Source organism: Sphingomonas sp. ERG5 (assembly GCF_000803065.1).
Taxonomy (GTDB): Bacteria; Pseudomonadota; Alphaproteobacteria; order Sphingomonadales; family Sphingomonadaceae; genus Sphingomonas.
Map to the genome: position 1 here is coordinate 32,914 of NZ_JSXI01000018.1, position 17,388 is coordinate 50,301.

Annotated in this window: 14 protein-coding genes; 6 read left to right on the top strand and 8 right to left on the bottom strand. The window is 65.9% G+C overall.

What is annotated here, in order from left to right; genetic code table 11:
* Window positions 1–201: 201 nt before the first annotated feature.
* Complete coding sequence (locus tag OO12_RS05610) at window positions 202–2,478, bottom strand: TonB-dependent receptor (protein WP_034157681.1); 2,277 nt, start codon at window positions 2,476–2,478, stop codon at window positions 202–204.
* Between the two features lie 193 nt (window positions 2,479–2,671).
* Between OO12_RS05610 and OO12_RS05615 the strand changes: the two genes are divergently transcribed.
* Both OO12_RS05615 and OO12_RS05620 read left to right on the top strand, forming a co-directional pair.
* Window positions 2,672–3,838 carry an acyl-CoA dehydrogenase family protein gene (locus OO12_RS05615; RefSeq protein WP_034157682.1) on the top strand — a complete coding sequence of 389 codons (1,167 nt, stop codon included), beginning with the start codon at window positions 2,672–2,674 and terminating at the stop codon, window positions 3,836–3,838.
* Between the two features lies 1 nt (window position 3,839).
* On the top strand, window positions 3,840–4,622 hold the full coding sequence (locus OO12_RS05620) for an enoyl-CoA hydratase/isomerase family protein (protein WP_034157683.1): 783 nt from the start codon (window positions 3,840–3,842) through the stop codon (window positions 4,620–4,622).
* Window positions 4,623–4,661: 39 nt separating this feature from the next.
* Here OO12_RS05620 and OO12_RS05625 read toward each other — a convergent pair whose 3' ends face one another.
* The 4 genes from OO12_RS05625 to OO12_RS05640 form a co-directional block, all read right to left on the bottom strand.
* The gene (locus tag OO12_RS05625; RefSeq protein WP_034157684.1) at window positions 4,662–5,675 is read right to left on the bottom strand and encodes a histone deacetylase family protein; all 1,014 of its coding nucleotides are present in this window, start codon (window positions 5,673–5,675) and stop codon (window positions 4,662–4,664) included.
* Window positions 5,675–6,883 carry a Na+/H+ antiporter NhaA gene (gene nhaA, locus OO12_RS05630; protein WP_034157685.1) on the bottom strand — a complete coding sequence of 403 codons (1,209 nt, stop codon included), beginning with the start codon at window positions 6,881–6,883 and terminating at the stop codon, window positions 5,675–5,677. The genes OO12_RS05625 and nhaA overlap by 1 nt, the downstream gene beginning before the upstream one ends.
* 33 nt (window positions 6,884–6,916) lie before the next feature.
* Window positions 6,917–7,483 (bottom strand): 2'-5' RNA ligase family protein, encoded by a 567-nt coding sequence (locus tag OO12_RS26735; RefSeq protein WP_152616284.1) that lies wholly within the window; start codon window positions 7,481–7,483, stop codon window positions 6,917–6,919.
* A 71-nt stretch (window positions 7,484–7,554) separates the two neighbouring features.
* Window positions 7,555–9,117, bottom strand: a complete 1,563-nt coding sequence (locus tag OO12_RS05640) for a lysine--tRNA ligase (RefSeq protein ID WP_268747910.1) — start codon at window positions 9,115–9,117, stop codon at window positions 7,555–7,557.
* A gap of 44 nt (window positions 9,118–9,161) precedes the next feature.
* Here OO12_RS05640 and OO12_RS05645 point away from each other — a divergent pair, with 44 nt between their 5' ends.
* Entirely contained in the window at window positions 9,162–11,891 is a 2,730-nt protein-coding gene (locus tag OO12_RS05645; RefSeq protein ID WP_034157687.1) for an ATP-dependent DNA helicase, read from the top strand.
* The gene (locus tag OO12_RS05650; protein WP_034157688.1) at window positions 11,888–12,430 is read left to right on the top strand and encodes a SixA phosphatase family protein; all 543 of its coding nucleotides are present in this window, start codon (window positions 11,888–11,890) and stop codon (window positions 12,428–12,430) included. The genes OO12_RS05645 and OO12_RS05650 overlap by 4 nt, the downstream gene beginning before the upstream one ends.
* A 301-nt stretch (window positions 12,431–12,731) precedes the next feature.
* Here OO12_RS05650 and OO12_RS05655 read toward each other — a convergent pair whose 3' ends face one another.
* Together OO12_RS05655 and OO12_RS05660 are read right to left on the bottom strand one after the other, a co-directional pair.
* Window positions 12,732–13,262: a YceD family protein gene (locus OO12_RS05655; RefSeq protein WP_034157689.1), complete on the bottom strand. Its 531-nt coding sequence runs from the start codon at window positions 13,260–13,262 to the stop codon at window positions 12,732–12,734.
* Window positions 13,259–13,768: a ubiquinol-cytochrome C chaperone family protein gene (locus OO12_RS05660; protein ID WP_034157960.1), complete on the bottom strand. Its 510-nt coding sequence runs from the start codon at window positions 13,766–13,768 to the stop codon at window positions 13,259–13,261. The genes OO12_RS05655 and OO12_RS05660 overlap by 4 nt, the downstream gene beginning before the upstream one ends.
* Window positions 13,769–13,906: 138 nt before the next feature.
* Between OO12_RS05660 and OO12_RS05665 the strand changes: the two genes are divergently transcribed.
* Both OO12_RS05665 and OO12_RS05670 read left to right on the top strand, forming a co-directional pair.
* Window positions 13,907–14,407, top strand: coding sequence for an outer membrane protein assembly factor BamE (locus tag OO12_RS05665; RefSeq protein WP_082006365.1), 501 nt, complete (start codon window positions 13,907–13,909; stop codon window positions 14,405–14,407).
* A gap of 160 nt (window positions 14,408–14,567) precedes the next feature.
* Window positions 14,568–15,086 (top strand): RcnB family protein, encoded by a 519-nt coding sequence (locus OO12_RS05670; protein WP_034157690.1) that lies wholly within the window; start codon window positions 14,568–14,570, stop codon window positions 15,084–15,086.
* 104 nt (window positions 15,087–15,190) lie between these two features.
* On the opposite strand, the gene pbpC is transcribed toward OO12_RS05670, so the two are convergent.
* The gene (gene pbpC, locus OO12_RS05675; protein WP_052215620.1) at window positions 15,191–17,272 is read right to left on the bottom strand and encodes a penicillin-binding protein 1C; all 2,082 of its coding nucleotides are present in this window, start codon (window positions 17,270–17,272) and stop codon (window positions 15,191–15,193) included.
* Window positions 17,273–17,388 lie beyond the last annotated feature (116 nt).

Sequence of the window (17,388 nt, forward strand, 5' to 3'; positions counted from 1 at the left end):
GCTTAACCCGACGCGGAGGGCGCGCGCCGGAAACCCGGACATGACACTTGCGGGGACATAACTGAATCGAGCCGACCCCGGGGAGATTGAGCGAGATTTTTGAATGAGTTATCCATCATCGATGATTTGACTATACCATGCGTTCACCCGCCTCACCTGGCCGTTCCCCCGGTGGGCAGGAGAACGGCCATGATCCGTCGATCAGAATTTCGCCGACAATTGCACCCCGTACAGGCGCGGTTCGGCGGGGATGTAGGTGGGAATGCCGAACGCGCCGCCCGTGTTGCCCGCATCGAGCAGATAATCCTTGTTGAACAGGTTGCGGGCGAAGCCGACCAGTTCGAACCGGTCGGCGGCATCGCCGCCAAAGCCGATCCCGGCACGCACATTGACCAGCGTGACCGGGCCCTGCTCGACCGCAGGCGTGTTGGGGATTTCGAAGAAGATACTGCTGCGATAGGTGATCGTCGGAGTCGCGAACAAGCGCAGGCCATGGCCGATCGGCGTATCGATGGTGATGCCGCCCGATGCCTGAACGTCAGGCTGGAGGCGGAATTTCGCACCGCTGAATCCGGGCGCCGTGGTCGCCTTGCGGTCGATACCGCCATCGATATAGCCGATATTGGCGAAGGCACTGAACCATTTGACCGGGCGAATGGTGATTTCCGCTTCGATGCCCTTGTTGGTGGCAGTTCCCGCACTCTTGGTGATGGTCCGGGCGCCGTCGTTCACGCTGACCTGAAAATTGTCATAGGTCATGTAATAGGCGCCGATCGAGCCCGAGACGATGCCCGCCGATCCCTTCAGCCCAACCTCGTAATTCCAGACGATCTCCGCCGCGACCGGCGTGAACGCGGCAATCGGCCCCGTCGCCGTTGACGCCGCGCCGAGTTGCACGGTCGCCGAGCGGCGGCCTTTCGACACCGTGGCATAAGCGTTCACCTTGTCCGACAGGCGGTACAAAGCGTTGAAGCGTGGCAGGACGGCCGCAAAACTGTCTTCGGCGCGGAAGGTCTTGCCGCCGGTATCGACCTGGCCCGGAATGAGCGACGCGCCGCCGGTGATCACTGAACGCGGGACGCGTGCGAAAAAGCCCGACTGGCGCTGTTCGATCAGCAGCCGCACGCCGGCGGTCAGTTCGAGCCGCGGGGTCGGGGTGAACGTGCCGTCGGCAAACACCGAATAGCTGTCGTTGATGCCAGAATTCTGGAACACCGAGCTGTAGGGCACCGGCGTCCCCGCCGCCGCCGGGACGGTACCATTGGCGGCAACGCAGCGCGACCGAGTCGCGGGAGTGGTTTGGGCACATGTCAGAAATACCCGCTCATCGGCGGAGAAAGGCACGTTCTGCAGGCTGTTTTCATGGAAGAAGTTGAAGCCGAACGAGCCACGGAACCGGTCACCGGTATAAGCGAAACGCGTTTCATGGTTGAACTGGTCGCCCTTGGCGCCTTCGGCGAATTCGAGATACCAGGCGGCCGAGCCATCGGCGTCGAACACTTCAAGCGAATCGAATTTGCGATAGGCATTGACCATGGTCACCGACCAGTCGTCGGCAAAATTGTAGCTGAGCGTCAGATTGGCGTCATAGACATCGCGCTTCAGTCCAAGCTTCGCCGCGCCGAGCGCCTGGCGCGAGAGCGGCGATCCACCGAGATAGGCATCGCCGAACGGATTGCCCGGACCCGATGAGGTGGGCAGAGCACGCGAGACGAACGCAGTGCCGGGATTGCGCTGCCGGTCATAGGTCAGGATCAGGTCGGCGGTGACATCCTCGGTCGGCGTGAAGCGCAGCGATCCGCGCACGCCAAGCTGGTTCTGGCCGTTGAGATCATCCTGATTGGGGGCGAGATTGTTCACATAGCCGTCGCGCTTCTTGAACGCGAACGCGATGCGGCCGGCGATCTTGTCCGACCCGAGATTGATGTGGCCGGCAAGCAGGCGCTGGTCGAAATTGCCGATCCCGCCGGTCAGTTCGCCCGAAAACCCCTCTTTCGGACGCGCCGAGATGATGCTGATCGCACCGACCGCCGAAGCGGTACCGAACAGAGTCGCCTGCGGCCCCTTGATCACTTCGATCCGCTCGACATCGTAAATGTCCTGGTACGAGCCGCGCGAGCGCGAGATGTCGACGCCGTTATAATAAAGCGTGACGCGCGCCGCCTGCTGCGCCGAGCCCGAATCCGATGTGATGCCGCGAATGACGATGCCGGGATTATTCGCGCTCTGCTCCTGGATGTTGAGCCCGGGGACGAAGAAAGCCAGTTCGTCGAGATCGGAAACGCCGAGCTGTTTCATCCGCTCGCCGGTCACCGCGCTCAGCGTGATCGGCACATCGACTCCCTTCTCGCTGCGCTTCTGCGCGGTCACGACGATGTCGTTCTCGTCAATCTCAGGGGGTGTTTCCTGCACCTGTGCCATGGCGGGCAGCGCCGCGACCGAGGCGAGCAGAAAGGCGAGTGTAGATGTGATGCGCATGAATAAGCCCCAATTGAAGTACAAAACGCCTTCGCGGGTGCAGCATGGTCGTGACGCGAACATTACCGTTCCGCGTCAGTTTGGATTTCATCGCGACCGCTGGTCTGGTCACGCAGACTCCCGCCGGGTACGACGATCACGCCGCCGCCGGCTCGGCGCCGATCACTCTCCCGGTCTGGGCAGGACGATAGCGATGCATTTCGAACTCGATGACGAACACCGGATGCTCAAGGAGCTGGTGCGGCGTTTCGTCGATACCGAATTGCTGCCGCATGAGGCGGGCGTGCTGGCGCGCGAGGCCGCCGGCCAGCCCAAGGACCTCGCCGCCGAAGATCGCGCGCGCATCGACGCCGTGTCGCGCGACATGGGATTATGGGGCCTGGATGCACCGGCCGATATCGGCGGGATGGATTTGCCGCAGGTGGCGATGGTCGGGGTCAATGAGGAACTGGGGCGCACCATCACGCCCTATATCCTGCCGCCGGATTCACCCAATCTGCGCATGCTGACCGCGACCGTCACCGAGCGCCAGCGCGACGCGTATCTCATGCCCTATGTGCGCGGCGAGACGATCTCCGCGATCGGCATTTCGGAACCCGGCGCCGGCTCGGATCCGTCGGGCATGACCACGCGCGCGGTGCGCGACGGCGACGACTGGGTGCTGAACGGCCGCAAGATCTGGATCACGCGCGCCGATGAGGCCGATTTCACCATCGTCATGGCCGTGACCGAGAAGCGCGAGGGCGCACGCAATGGCATCTCCGCCTTTCTGGTCGATCGCGCTACGCCCGGTTTCAACGTGCTGCGCCGCATCGCCATGCTCGGCGGCGAAGCGACCTATGAGCTGGCGCTGGAGAACTGCCGCGTGCCTGGCTGGAAACTGCTCGGACAGGAAGGCGACGGCTTTGCCCCGATGCAGGTCCGGCTCGGCACGCGGCGGGTCGAAATGGCCGCCTGGTCGATCGGCATGGCGCAGCGCGCGCTCGACATGCTGGTCGACTATGCCCCGCAGCGCACGACCTTCGGCCAGCCGCTGTCGCAGCGCCAGGCGATCCAGTTCTGGGCCGCCGACGCCGCGACGCGCATCCATGCCGCGCGGCTGATGACCTATGACTGCGCCTGGAAGATCGATCAGGGCCGCGATGTCCGGCAGGAAATCTCGATGATCAAGGCCTATGCCACCGAAATGGCCTATGAGGTGGTCGACCATGTCATGCAGGCGTTCGGGGCAATGGGCATGACGCGGGAATTGCCGCTGCACCTGATGGCGTCGAAGCTGCGCATGATGCGCATCTATGACGGGCCGACCGAAGTCCACCAATGGGTCGTGGCCCGCAATTTGTTCGGAATGAAACGCTGAGATGACCGCTGCCGACCACACCATATCGATCGAGCGCGACGGTGATATCGCGATCGTCACCTTCCACCGGCCGCCGCATAATTTCGTCAGCATCGATCTGGTTCGCGCACTGGCCGATGCGTTCGACGCGATCGATGCCGATCCCGGCTGCCGTGCGAGCGTCCTGCGATCCGAGGGCCGCGCATTCTGCGCCGGGGCCGACCTGACGCCGGGGACGGGGGGCGCCGATGGCGTGCGCGAGGATTTCACTCACGCGCTCTACGCTCAGGCCGCGCGCCTCTTCGGCGCGCGCAAGCCGATCGTCGCGGCGGTGCAGGGGGCGGCGGTGGGTGCGGGACTTGGCCTCGCTTTGGTCGCCGATTTCCGCATCGCCGCGCCGGAAGCCCGCTTTGTGGCCAATTTCGTCAAGCTCGGCTTTCATCCCGGTTTCGGCATCACGCATAGCCTGCCCCGGCTGATCGGCGATCAGCGTGCGGCGTTGATGCTGCTGACCGGACGGCGCATTGCCGGCGAGACCGCGCGCGATTGGGGTCTGGTCGACCAGTTGGTCGAGCTCGACGGCCTGGACGATGCCGCCAGCGCCCTGGCGCGCGAGATCGCCGAGAACGCACCGCTCGCCGTGCAATCGACGCGCGCGACGCTGCGCGCCGGGCTGGTTACGGCGATCCGCGACGCGACCGCGATCGAGGCGATACGCCAGGCCGAACTGCGCGATACCGAGGATTTCGACGAGGGCGTCCGCTCGGTCGCGGAACGGCGGCCAGGCCGCTTTACCGGGCGTTAGGCGTTAGTCCTATTCGATATACAGGCTGTTCGAACATCATCAACTCAGGTCGAAACCGCTCAACAGGCTTGTCACATTGGCGCCCAGCGCATCGACCGCATAGCCGCCCTCCATCGCGATGACCGTTGGCCAGCCGCGCGCGGCGATGTCGTGCGCCAGTGTCGCATAGTCGGCGGTGGCGAGCTTGAAGTCGGAAATCGGGTCGCCGTCCCAGGTATCGGCGCCGAAGCTCAGGATCAGCAGCTCGGGGCCGAACCCCGCGATCGCGTCGAGCGCCGTCGCCTGGGCAGCGCGAAACGCGTCGAGCGTCGCACCCTGTAGCAGCGGCAGGTTGAGCGTCGTGCCCGATCCTTCGCCTTCGCCGACTTCATCGGCATGGCCCCAGAAGAATGGATAATCGGTCGCCGGGTCGGCATGGATCGAGGCGTAGAAGACGTCGCCGCGCGTCCAGAAGATATCCTGCGTGCCGTTGCCGTGGTGATAATCGATGTCGAGGATCGCGACGCGCTTCGCCCCCGCATCGCGTGCGGCCTGGGCAGCGATCGCGGCGGTGTTGAGGTAGCAATAGCCGCCAAGATAATCCGCGCCGGCATGATGGCCGGGCGGACGACACAGCGCAAAGGCCGCACGGTCGCCGCCAAGCACGGCTTGCGTTGCCGACAACACGCTTTGCGCGCTCCAATAAGCGGCGTCCCAGGTGTCGGCGGTCAGCGGAGTGGAGGCGTCGAGACTGTATTGCCCCGCCAGTGCATCGATCCGGTCGAGCTTCAACGGACGCCGGCCAACGATCGGCCAGATATAGCCCATCACATCGCCCGGCCGCCCCGCCGCCGCCCAACGTGCCGGGCCGGTCCTGAGGAACGCGACATAGCCGGCATCGTGCACCGCGAGGATCGGCGATTCGCCGTGATCCGCGGGCCGTTCGATACCGGGCAAGGCGGCAAACATGGCTTCCGCCCGTGCCGGGGTTTCGGAATAATCGATGAAGCCGCCATTATGCAGTTCCTGCCGCGGCGCATGGGCAAGCTGGCGTGGATCGAAGAAGCTGCGCATCAAATCTCCCCGGTCATGTCATGCGTCGGCCTGGCGAAACGCAGCACCAGGAACCCGGCAAGCGCCGACAGGATCGATCCCGCCAGCACGCCGATCTTGACCTTGTCGATCAGCACCGCCTCTCCCGGGAAAGCCAGGCCGCCGATGAACAGGCTCATGGTGAAGCCGATGCCGGCAAGCAGCGCGACGCCGTAAAGCTGCGTCCAGCTCGCGCCCTTGGGCCGTTGTGCGATCCGGAACTTCTCGGCCAGTGCGATGCCGCCGATGATGCCGGCCTGCTTGCCGAGGAACAGTCCCGCCGCCACGCCGATCACCAGCGGCTCGACCAGCACCGAGGCCGACATGCCGCCCAGCGCGACCCCGGCATTGGCGAAGCCGAACAAAGGCACGATGAGGAAGGCGACCCAGGGGCTGAGTCCATGTTCGAGCCGGTGGAGCGGCGACTGCTCGGCATCGGGCGCGCCCGGCGTGGCGGTGATCGGAATGAAGGCGGCGGCGAGGACGCCCGCGACGGTCGCGTGCACCCCCGACAGCAGCACCAGCCACCACAACAGCACCGCCGCAATCAGGTAAGGGACAAGCGAGCGCACGCCATGCCGGCTCATCGCCGCCATGATCGCCAGCACCCCGGCCGCCGCCGCCAGCGCGCCGAGATCGAGCCCCTGGCTATAGGCGACCGCGATGATCGCGACCGCGCCCATATCGTCGACGATCGCAACCGTGGTCAGGAACAGTTTCAGCGCCGGCGGCACGCGCGGGCCGAGCAGCGCCATCACCCCGATGGCAAAGGCGATGTCGGTCGCCGCCGGGATCGCCCAGCCGGGACGCAACGCCGCATCGCCCCAGGTGATCGCGAGATAGATCAGGGCCGGGACGATCATGCCCGCCGCCGCCGCGACGATCGGCAAGCGGCGCCGCGCGGGATTGGCCAATTGCCCATCGATCAGCTCGCGCTTGATCTCCAGCCCGACGAGCAGGAAGAACAGCGCCATCAACCCGTCATTGATCCACATATGCACCGTCATCGGCCCCAAAGCGGGCGCGAGGACCGGGCCGGTTTCAAGATGCAGGAACCCGGCATAGGCCGCGGCCCAGGCCGAATTGGCGGCGATCATCGCCAGCACGGCGGCGGCAATCAGCACGATGCCGCCCGCCGCCTCGTCAGCGAGAAAGGCGCGCAACGCGGAGTGTTTATGAGGAACGGCCATACGCCACCCTAGCCGCCGCGCCCGACATGGCAATCACAGCAGCTTCAGTTGATCCTCATCGCTGTCGCCAGACTCACCCGCATCCCTGAGCGCCCAACGGCCGATAATCTCGTGCCGAGTCTGGCCGAGATGGCTGTGGATCAGCACGAATTCGCGCACCTCCCATTCGACCGGCGCGATCCGTTCACTGAACGGTTGACCCTGCCAATAGCCGAGTGTGGTATGCGGGCTGAAGCGATAGCCGCGCCGTTCAGCGATTCCCGCAGCCTGTCGGCGACGGACGATACGCTCGCGAAGCGCGTGCAACCCACCGATACGGCGACGAGGCCGGAGCGCGATCGATCGCGGGCTGCCAACGGCGAGATCGAAGCACGCCCGAAACATACCGTGCGCCACCTCTTCGCCGATCTTCCTCATGCGGCGCCCAAGCGTCTCCACATCCTCGACATCATCGAGGATGTCGACCGTGACATGAACATGTTCCGGCCGCAGCACGCGACCGTCATTGCCGAACCAATGCGCCGCATTGGTCATCTGGCGCGCCAGCGTGAGCGGCGGGCGGATGGCGAAGAAAAGGCGGTGCGCAGGGGGGCCAGACATCATCATCTCCGAGTCGGTAGCGACGATGATGTTCCTTATATGTTCTCGCCCGCCCTGTCGAATCGCCGACCCTATTCCGCCAGCGCCGCGCCGATCAGCTTGCGCGTATTGGCAATACCGTAAAGCGCGATGAAGCTGCCCATGCGCGGGCCCTGTTCGGCGCCGAGCAGGGTTTCGTACAGCGCCTTGAACCAGTCGCGCAGGGTCTCGAACCCACCGGTCTTGCCGATTTCATAGACGATGTTCTGGATGTCCTCGGCGCTGGCATCCTCAGGCAACGCGGCCAGTTCGGCATCGAGCCGTTCGAGTGCGGCAACCTCCACACCCGCGGGCTTGCGGCGCTTGAGCGTCGGGGTGACGAAGTCGCGGCCATAAGCGAGCGCGCGGTCGATCAGCCGGTCGAGCTCGGGATAACGCGCCGCATCGGCATCCTTCACATAGTTGCCGAGATAGCCCCAGACCTGCTCCTTGGTTGCGTCGCCCATCACGCTGACCAGGTTGAGCAGCAGCCCGAAGGTCACCGGCAGCTCACCCTCGGGCAATTTGCCGTCATGGATGTGGTGCACCGGATTGCCGAGCCGCTCCTTCAGTTCCTGCCCGGCATAATTGCCGCGGAACTGCCAGTAATCGTCGACCGCGCGCGGGATCACGCCCATGTGCAGCGACTTGGCCTTTTTCGGCTCGCGATAAATGTAGAAGGCGAGGCTTTCCTCCGGGCCATAGGTCAGCCATTCGTCAAGGCTCAGTCCATTGCCCTTGGACTTGGAGATCTTCTCGCCCTTTTCGTCGAGGAACATCTCATAGTTGAAGCCCTCGGGCGGGCGGCCGCCGAGCACACGCGTGATCTTCGATGATTGCACGACCGAATCGATCAGGTCCTTGCCGGCCATTTCATAATCGACGCCAAGCGCGACCCAGCGCATCGCCCAGTCGACCTTCCATTGCAGCTTGGCCTGGCCACCCAGGATCGACTGCTCGATCCGCTCGCCCTCATCGATGAAGGCGATCATGCCCGTTTCGGCATCGACCACCTCGACCGGCACCTGCAGCACGATGCCGCTCTTCGGGCTGATCGGCAGCACTGGCGAATAGGTCGCCTGGCGATCGGCGCGCAGCGTCGGCAGCATCACGCCGAGGATTGCCTGGAAATGGCGCAACACCGATTTCAGCGCGTCGTCGAAGCGGCCGCTGGTGTAATAGTCGGTCGACGACGCGAAATCATAATCGAAGCCGTAGCGGTCGAGGAAATCGCACAGCATCGCATTGTTGTGCGCGGCGAAGCTTTCATGCGTGCCGAACGGGTCGGGGATGCGCGTCAGCGGCTTGCCGAGATATTCGGTCAGCATCGCCTTGTTCGGGACATTGTCGGGCACCTTGCGCAAGCCGTCCATATCGTCGGAAAAGGCGATCAGCCGGGTCGGCGTGTCGGACAGGGCATGAAAGGCGTTGCGCACCATGGTCGTGCGCAGCACTTCGTTGAAGGTGCCGATATGCGGGAGCCCTGAGGGACCATAGCCGGTTTCGAACAGCACCGGGCCGACCGGTTTGCCGTCAGGATAGCGTTTGAGCAGCTTGCGCGCCTCTTCATAAGGCCAGGCCTTGGATTCCATGGCGGCGGTGCGCAATTCACTCACTTGCTGTTGCCCTTTCGTTCCGGTCGCGCCACTACGGTACGCGAATGGCCGCGTCTTTGCCCTATCCCGCCCTCCACGCAAGCCATAGCGGCATCTGGATCGCCACGACCGATGGCACGCGTCAGGTCGGGCGCGGCGAAGCGATCCGCATCGCCGCCGATACGCCAGTCATCGTGCTCAACGCCGTGCTCGCCGGACAGCGACTCGGCTATGCCGATTTGTCGGGGCTCGATCTGCTCGAACTGTTCGCCTTTCTCTGTCCGGCGCGCTTCATGGTGCCGACGCCGCGCGGCCTGGCGCGCGTCACCGGGATCGCGCTGCCGACGCGCGATGACGAGATGGCGGGGTTCCTGCTGCGCGCGACCCATGCCTTGCTGGCGATCCCCAAGGGCGACTGGCCCGAACGCGAAGGCGCCTGGACCAGCGCGCAGTCGCTGGCCCGGCTGCGCTGGCCCTGGGCGCCCCTGGTCGCCGAGCATGTCGTGATGCCCGAGGCGCATGAACGCTGGCTGTTCTCGCGCTTGCCCGAATGGTCCGAAAACGCGCCGCGCCCCGCGCCGCGCACCGTTTCGATCGACCCGGTCGAGACGCAGGCGCGGCTGACTCACCTGACCGGCAGCGCCGCCGAGCAGCGCCCGGGGCAGCGCGCCTATGCCGAAGCGGCGATCGAAGCGTTCAACCCACGCATGGTGCGCGATGCGCCCAACATGGTGCTGGCTGAAGCGGGCACCGGGATCGGCAAGACGCTTGGCTATCTCGCGCCCGCCTCGCTCTGGGCGGAACAGGCCGGCGGCGCGGTGTGGGTATCGACCTTCACCAAGGCGCTGCAGCGGCAATTGGCGCATGAGACGGTGCGGCTCTATCCGCAGGCCGAAATCCGCAAGGCCAAGGTCGTGACGCGCAAGGGGCGGGAGAATTATGTCTGCCTGCTCAACCTGGAGGATGCGCTGCAGGGCGGGTTCGCGGGACGGGCGGCGGTGCTGGCGCAGCTGGTCGCGCGCTGGGCCGGGTATAGCGCCGATGGCGATATGGTCGGCGGCGATTTGCCCGGCTGGCTGCCGACGCTGTTCCGGCGCAACGGCCCGACCGCGCTCACCGACCGGCGCGGCGAGTGCGTCTATGCCGGCTGCCCGCATTACCGGAAATGCTTTATCGAGCGCGCCGCGCGCAACAGCGCCGAGGCCGACATCGTCATCGCCAACCATGCGCTGGTGATGGTCAACGCCGCGCGCGGCCGCGAACTGACCAGCCGCCCGACCCGCTATGTCTTTGACGAGGGGCATCATATCTTCGATGCCGCCGATGCGATGTTCTCGACCGCGCTGACTGGGCAAGAGACGATCGAACTGCGCCGCTGGGTGCTTGGCCCCGAATCGGGGTCGCGCGGGCGGCGGCGCGGACTGGCCGCGCGGCTGTCGGATGTCGCCAGCTATGACGAACAGGGCGCACGCGCGATCAGCGATGCGGTGACGGCCGCGCAGGGGCTGGCCGGCGAAGGCTGGCTGCAACGGCTGGGCGAAGGCGCGCCGTTCGGACCGATCGAGACCTTGCTCGCAGCGGTACGCGGCCTGACCTATGCGCGCGCCGAAACCGAAGGCGATGCCGGTTATGGGCTGGAGACCGAACTGGCCGAACCCGATGCCGCGCTGATCGAGGCCGCGGGCCCCGCCGCGCATGCGCTCGACGCACTGGTTCGTCCGCTGGTCGCGCTGGGCCGGCGGCTCGAAGCGGTGCTGGCCGAAGCACCCGACTGGCTCGACGGGCAGGCGCGCGCGCGCGTCGAGGGCGCGGTCGCATCGCTTGGCTGGCGCGCCGAGACGGTGGCGGCATGGCTGTCGCTGCTGGCGCGGGTCGGCGGGCCAGCGAGCCCCGATTTCGTCGACTGGCTCGCGGTCGACCGGATCGAGGGGCGCGATTATGATGTCGGGCTGCATCGTCACTGGCTCGACCCGAGCAAACCCTTTGCCGAAACCGTCTTGAAACAGGCGCATGGCGCATTGGTCACCTCGGCGACCTTGCGCGGCGGGGGCGACTGGGAGGTCGCCGAAGCCCGCACCGGCGCACACCATCTGATCAAACCCGCCGCGCGGTTCGAAGCGGTCAGCCCATTCGATTATGCCAGCCAGGCCGAAGTGCTGATCGTCACCGATGTGAAGCGCGGCGACACCGGCGCGCTGGCCAATGCCTATGCGCGGCTGATGTCGGCGGCGGGCGGCGGGACACTGGGCCTGTTCACCGCGATCCGGCGGCTGCGCGCCGTCCATGCGCGAATCGCCGACCGGCTGGCGCGTGATGGGCTGTCCTTGCTCGCCCAGCATGTCGATCCGATCGACACCGGCACCCTGGTCGATATTTTCCGCGACGATGCGTCCGCTTCATTGCTCGGCACCGATGCGCTGCGTGACGGCGTCGATGTGCCGGGCCGCTCGCTGCGGCTGGTGGTGATGGAGGGCGTGCCCTGGCCCAAGCCGACCGTGCTGCACGCCGCGCGGCGGCTGGCCGGGGGCGGCAGCGCTTATGACGACCGCATCGTGCGGGCGCGGCTGGCGCAGGCGTTCGGGCGGCTGATCCGCCGTGCCGATGATCATGGCGCGTTCGTGCTGCTGTCCGCGGCAATGCCGTCGCGCCTGCTCGCCGCCTTTCCGCCCGGCGTGCCGATCACCCGCGTCACCCTCGACGAAGCGGTGGCGCGCGTGGCGCGTCTTCCTTCCGTCATCGAAACGGGGCATGAGGCCGGCGAAGACGTGAGTTTGGAGACGCGACCGGCGCCATGAAGACACTGACGCTGCTCCGCCACGCCAAATCGGGCTGGGACGATCCTGTCGCCCGCGATTTCGACCGCCCCCTGAACGGCAAGGGCAAACGCGCCGCGATCATGGTCGGGCGGCATATGAAGGCGCTTGGCCTGAGCTTCGACCATGTCATCGCCTCGCCGGCCGTTCGCGTGGCCGAGACGCTCGACGAGGTGGCGATCGGCTATGGCGAGGCGCTCGCCCCGGCCTGGGACCGGCGCATCTACCTGGCCTCCGCGGTGACTCTGCTCGACGTGATCCACGACCTGCCCGACACGGTCGATCATGTGCTGTTCGCCGGGCATAATCCGGGGCTCGAGGACCTGGTGCTGCTGCTCGTGCCCGATACGCTGGCCGAACCGCTGCGCGACGCGGTCGAGCAGAAATATCCCACCGCGACCCTGGCCGAGCTGCGCTTCGAATCGGGCAACTGGACCGATGTGGCGGCGGGGACGGCGCGGCTTGCCCGATTCATCCGGCCCCGCGACCTGGATCCGGCGCTGGGTCCCGACGAAGATTGAAGCCCCGAGTCGCGACCGATCCGCGATGCTGTTCGTGCTGTTATTCGCTCGCACATTTTTCCATGCTGTTAAGTTGGATTTTCGCGCCGAATTCGCTCATTCTTTTCAACGGGTTATGAGCCAATATGCTGTTATTCAATAACAGCATCGAAACAGCATGATAACAGCGGCATTTTCAGCCGGAACAGCGTGGTTCCGGGCGGGTTGATACTCTGGTCATGTCAAAGAGCCGCGACGACGCCCGGTTCAGGCGTCGCCCGGCACGATCGTTTCACGATCGGACACGGCATTGAATCGCCGGTCAGTCCTTTTTCTGGTCGAGCAGCCCCTTCAGTCCCGCCAACGCACCGAGCGGCTTCAGTTCGTCCTCGCTGATCACGCCCGCCGCACGCAGCGCCGCCGCCGCATTGGGTCCGCGCGGGAAGGGATCGAGCGCCAGCGCCATGGTTTCCGCCGCCGCTTCGCCGAGATCGATCGCCGACCCGGCATAGAACATGGTGTCGAGCGCATCCTCCGACAGCTCGATCTCCTCCTCATCCACCGCGTCATCGGCGATGAAGCGCAGGGCGACATCCTCCTCGACCTTGGCCGGAATCGGATCGTCGGTGACCGAACAGGCCTGCACCACCGCCGCCGAGACATGGCCGCGCGCGACGATGCCGGCGGCCTCGCTGCGCACCTTGAATTCCCCCTCGAGCCGGTCGACCGCAAGCAGCCCGAAGCGCGCCGCGATCGCCGCGCGTTCGGCTTCATTGGCGGCGATCGACACGGTGCGTTCGCCGGTGCCGAAGGTGTCGATCCGTTCCGGGCGGGAAAATTCGGGCGCGCTCATGGCAATTGCCCCGTCATCACCGCATCCAGCGGCAGCGCGGTGAGCGCGGCGTCGAATGCGACCAGTGAATCGCGCGCATGACCGACCGCCGGGGCGCCCGGATCCACGCCGCGATACAGGTTGCGCAGCAGCGCGGGCGGGAGGTCGCCCGCCGCCAGCCCGTCGCGATAGGCGCCGATTCGCCCGCCGAGCATGCTCATCATCTTGCCGATATGTTTGCCGACCACGACATCGCCAATGCCGAGTTCACGCAGCTGGCCGTCCATGTCGGAGACGAAATGTTCGGTCAGCAGCGCACTGGTCGCGGCACCCGCCGGGTCCTTTTCGAGCCGCAACACGACGAACGACAGGATCGCCGCGACCATGTCGAAACGGCCATCGACCGTGTCGGGCACTTGTCCGTCCAGATACCAATGCGGCGCGCGCGCTCGCGTCACCACCGCATTATAGAGCGGCAGCGCGCTTTCGGACCGGCCCCCGAATATCCCCCCGAACATCTTGGCCATCAACCCCATCTCGACTCCAAACTGCCTCAAACGGCCCTGCGCCCTTGTTTGGCCACGAAGCTCGGCATATTGAGACGAACGGTCCGCGATGCAATGCGCGTTTACCTGAGTATGCGTAGTGCCCCCTGGGAGAGTTTGATGAGCGCCACCACTGCCCAATTGATGAGGGGCCGATTGATACTGGGTGCCGCCCTCGGCCTCGCGACCCTGGCCGCCGGGGCCTGCACGCCGCTGCGTTCGCATCAGGGCTATATCATCGATGCCGATCTGGTGAATTCGGTCCAGCCCGGCGTCGATAATCGCACGTCAGTGCTGCAGACGCTGGGCAAGCCGAGCTTCACCAGCCAGTTCAACCAGGGCGACTGGTATTATGTCGCGCGCGACACGCGCAACATCGCCTTCAACAACCCCAAGGTTGTGACGCAGATCACGCTGCGCGTGATGTTCGATCAGAACGGCACCGTCACCGGGGTGAGCCGCGGCGGTATGGATCAGATCGCCTCGATCAGACCCTCGGGCGAAAAGACGCCGACGCTCGGTCGCAAGCGCGGCCTGTTCGACGAACTGTTCGGCAATATCGGCACCGTCGGCGCGATCGGCGGTCAGCCCGGTGGCGGCGGTGATCGCGACCAGCCGTAAGAATTGGGCCAGCCGGATCTCGCCGAAGAGCGAAATCCGGGACTGCCACCTTACTATTTCCTGACAGACCGGTTCCCGCTCCATTCAGCGCGCGCTTGCGAAAAAGCGCGCGTGACGGCGTGTCCTCCACGCGCCGTCGGCCAACAATGGAGTAAGAATCATGCGTAAACTGATCATCACGGCGCTGATGGTGGCGACTGCCGTTCCCATCCTCGCCCCCAGTGTCGCAAACGCGCAGTCGCAACGCGAAGTGAATCGCGACCGCCAGGATCTCCGCCAGGAGCAGCGCGAATTGCACCGCGCCTATCGCAACGGCGACCGCCATGACATTCGCGAGCAACGCCGCGACGTGCGCGAAGCGCGCCAGGAATTGCGTGAGGATGTCCGCGACCGCAATCGCGCCTGGGGCCGCAACGACTGGCGCGGTTATCGCGATCATAATCGCGGCATCTATGCCCGTGGCAACTGGAATGCGCCGTTCCGCTACACCGCGTTCCGCCCCGGCATCCGCATCGCGCCGAGCTATTTCGGGTCGCGTTATTATATCGCCGATCCGTGGCGCTATCGCTTGCCGCTTGCCGGCCGCTACCAGCGCTGGGTGCGTCACTATAACGACGTGATCCTGGTCGATACGCGGCGTGGGATCGTAATCGACGTGATCCGCAACTTCTACTGGTAAGCAAGCCGGTGCCGGTCCGCTCCGCCGCCAGGCCGCCCATTCAGCATAGCCTGTGGGTGACCAGACGGGGAGCGGGCCGGCACCCCGCTTCACTCCGCCAGCCGTCAGCGGATCGTGAAAATGATCTGATCGACCACCCGGCCGCCGACATCGATCAGGCTGAGTCGGTGTTGTCCCGGACCCGCCAGCACCAATGGATGCGAATCCGCCGCGCCGAGATCGCGCTTGTCGAGCCGCAAGCGGTGCGCGGTAACCTCGCCCGACACGCCGATCGCCAGCCTTTGCCGGTCGGGCGGAATATCCGGGTCGATCGCATACACACTGCCCGATACCGGATTGACGATGCGCGGGCGGCGCGCGCCTTCGGGCGCGACCGCGATGTGCGTCTGGGCCGTGCCGGCGAGAAAATATTCGCGGCGCGGTTGTTCGACCGCATTGGCAAAGCGGATCGCACGCTCCTCGATGCCCGACGGCCGTGCCGGCCGCACGCCGGGGCGATCGGCATGGAGCGCGAGCATCAGGTCGCGCCACACCGGCGCCGCGCCGCTGGTGCCGGACACCGCGCGCATCGGATCGCCCTCCAGATTGCCGACCCACACCGCGACGGTGAAACGGTCGGAAAAGCCGATGCACCAATTGTCGCGCATCGCCTTTGACGTGCCGGTCTTGACCGCCGCCCAGAAGGGCAGACGCAGCGCACTGTCGAGGCCGAAAGTGCCGGCGCGGGCATTGGCGTCGGCGATCATGTCGGACACCAGCCAGGCGGCCTGAGGCGTGGTCACCACGCGCGGCGCGGGGCTTGGATCGTCGGCGGTGAGGCGAAGCGGAGTCCAGCGCCCGCCATTGGCCAGCGCGCGATAGGCGTCGGCCTGTTCAAGCAAGGTCACTTCGGCCGAGCCGAGGGCGAGACTGAAGCCATAATAGTCGCCATCCTCGGTCATGCCGCGATAGCCCGAATCCCAGAGCCGGTCGCGAAAAGCGTCGACCCCGACCAGCAACAAAGTGCGCACCGCCGGCACGTTGAGCGACCCCGCCAGTGCGCTGCGCGCCGACACCGGCCCCTTGAACCCGCGATCGTAATTCTGCGGCACATACAGGCCCGATGCGGTGTCGAGCTGCACAGGCGAATCGTCGAGGATCGACGCGGGAGTAAGATAGCCTTTCTCGATCGCCTGGGCATAAAGGAACGGCTTCAAGGTCGATCCGGCCTGGCGATAGCTTGATGCGCCATCGACGGCGGGCGCGGTCGAGGCGCCCCCGATGCCGCCGACATAAGCCAGCACGTCACCGCTGGCATTATCGACCACCACCACCGCGCCGTCGCGCGCGCGGCTGCCGCCCAGCCCCTGGAGCTGACGGCGCAGTGCGATCGTCGCGATGCGTTGAATCCGCGCATCGAGCGTGGTTTTCACGCGCAGGCCCGGCTTGGTCAGCAGTCGCTGGCTGAGATGCGGGGCGAGGCCGGGATCGAGCGCGAGGCTGCGCGCCGGGCCAAGCATCGAAGCCGCTTCGCCGGGGAAGCGCGCGCAATCCGCTTCGCGCGAAAGCGCACAGGCGCGGCGTGCGACGATACGCGGATCGGCCTGCGGATTGGGCAACAATGCGGCGAGCAGCAGCGCATCGTCCCGTGCGAGCGTTTCGGGCGTCTTGCCGAACAGGCCAAGCGCCGCCGCACCCACTCCCTGTGCTTCGCCGCGGAACCCGGCGAGGTTGAGATAGGCCTCGAGCAGCTGATCCTTGCTCCAGGCACCGTCGATCGCCCAGCCGGCGCGGATCTGGCGCAGTTTTTCCAGCACGCCGCGCGACCCGGGATTGGCAAGGTCGGGTGCGAGGAACCCGGCAACCTGCATCGAGATGGTGCTTGCGCCGCGATGGCGCTTGCCGCGCAGGCGGTCGCGCAGCGCGCCGACCAGGGCGAGACTGTCGACGCCGCCATGACTGTAGAAGCGCCGATCCTCGGCAGCGATCAACGTGTCGCGCGTGACCGGCGAAACCCGGTCGAGCGGCGTCCAGGCGAGACGGCGCGCGGCGAAATCGACCCGGGCGGAATCGATCAGCGTGCCATCCCGGTCATAAAGCCACGCCTCGGACGGGTGCCAGGCGGCGCGGACTTGCCGATAGCCAGGCAAAGGCGGCGGCTGAGTCGCATAATCGGCGGCGGCGACCAGACCGATCACGGCCGCCATGCCGGTCAGGGTCAGGCCCTTCTTGCTGGTCAGCGCCGCCCACCAGCGTTTCGGCTGTGCCTCGCGAAGCGCCGTCTCGCCCTTTTTCCAAAGGTTGAGAAGGGCGGAACCGCCTG

Excerpts from the sequence above, each read along its gene's own strand:
- OO12_RS05610 (WP_034157681.1), bottom strand. The coding sequence starts at position 2,478 with ATGCGCATCACATCTACACTCGCCTTTCTGCTCGCCTCGGTCGCGGCG.
- OO12_RS05615 (WP_034157682.1), top strand. The coding sequence starts at position 2,672 with ATGCATTTCGAACTCGATGACGAACACCGGATGCTCAAGGAGCTGGTG.
- OO12_RS05620 (WP_034157683.1), top strand. The coding sequence starts at position 3,840 with ATGACCGCTGCCGACCACACCATATCGATCGAGCGCGACGGTGATATC.
- OO12_RS05625 (WP_034157684.1), bottom strand. The coding sequence starts at position 5,675 with ATGCGCAGCTTCTTCGATCCACGCCAGCTTGCCCATGCGCCGCGGCAG.
- nhaA (WP_034157685.1), bottom strand. The coding sequence starts at position 6,883 with ATGGCCGTTCCTCATAAACACTCCGCGTTGCGCGCCTTTCTCGCTGAC.
- OO12_RS26735 (WP_152616284.1), bottom strand. The coding sequence starts at position 7,483 with ATGTCTGGCCCCCCTGCGCACCGCCTTTTCTTCGCCATCCGCCCGCCG.
- OO12_RS05645 (WP_034157687.1), top strand. The coding sequence starts at position 9,162 with ATGGCCGCGTCTTTGCCCTATCCCGCCCTCCACGCAAGCCATAGCGGC.
- OO12_RS05650 (WP_034157688.1), top strand. The coding sequence starts at position 11,888 with ATGAAGACACTGACGCTGCTCCGCCACGCCAAATCGGGCTGGGACGAT.
- OO12_RS05655 (WP_034157689.1), bottom strand. The coding sequence starts at position 13,262 with ATGAGCGCGCCCGAATTTTCCCGCCCGGAACGGATCGACACCTTCGGC.
- OO12_RS05660 (WP_034157960.1), bottom strand. The coding sequence starts at position 13,768 with ATGGCCAAGATGTTCGGGGGGATATTCGGGGGCCGGTCCGAAAGCGCG.
- OO12_RS05665 (WP_082006365.1), top strand. The coding sequence starts at position 13,907 with ATGAGCGCCACCACTGCCCAATTGATGAGGGGCCGATTGATACTGGGT.
- OO12_RS05670 (WP_034157690.1), top strand. The coding sequence starts at position 14,568 with ATGCGTAAACTGATCATCACGGCGCTGATGGTGGCGACTGCCGTTCCC.
- pbpC (WP_052215620.1), bottom strand. The coding sequence starts at position 17,272 with ATGGCGGCCGTGATCGGTCTGGTCGCCGCCGCCGATTATGCGACTCAG.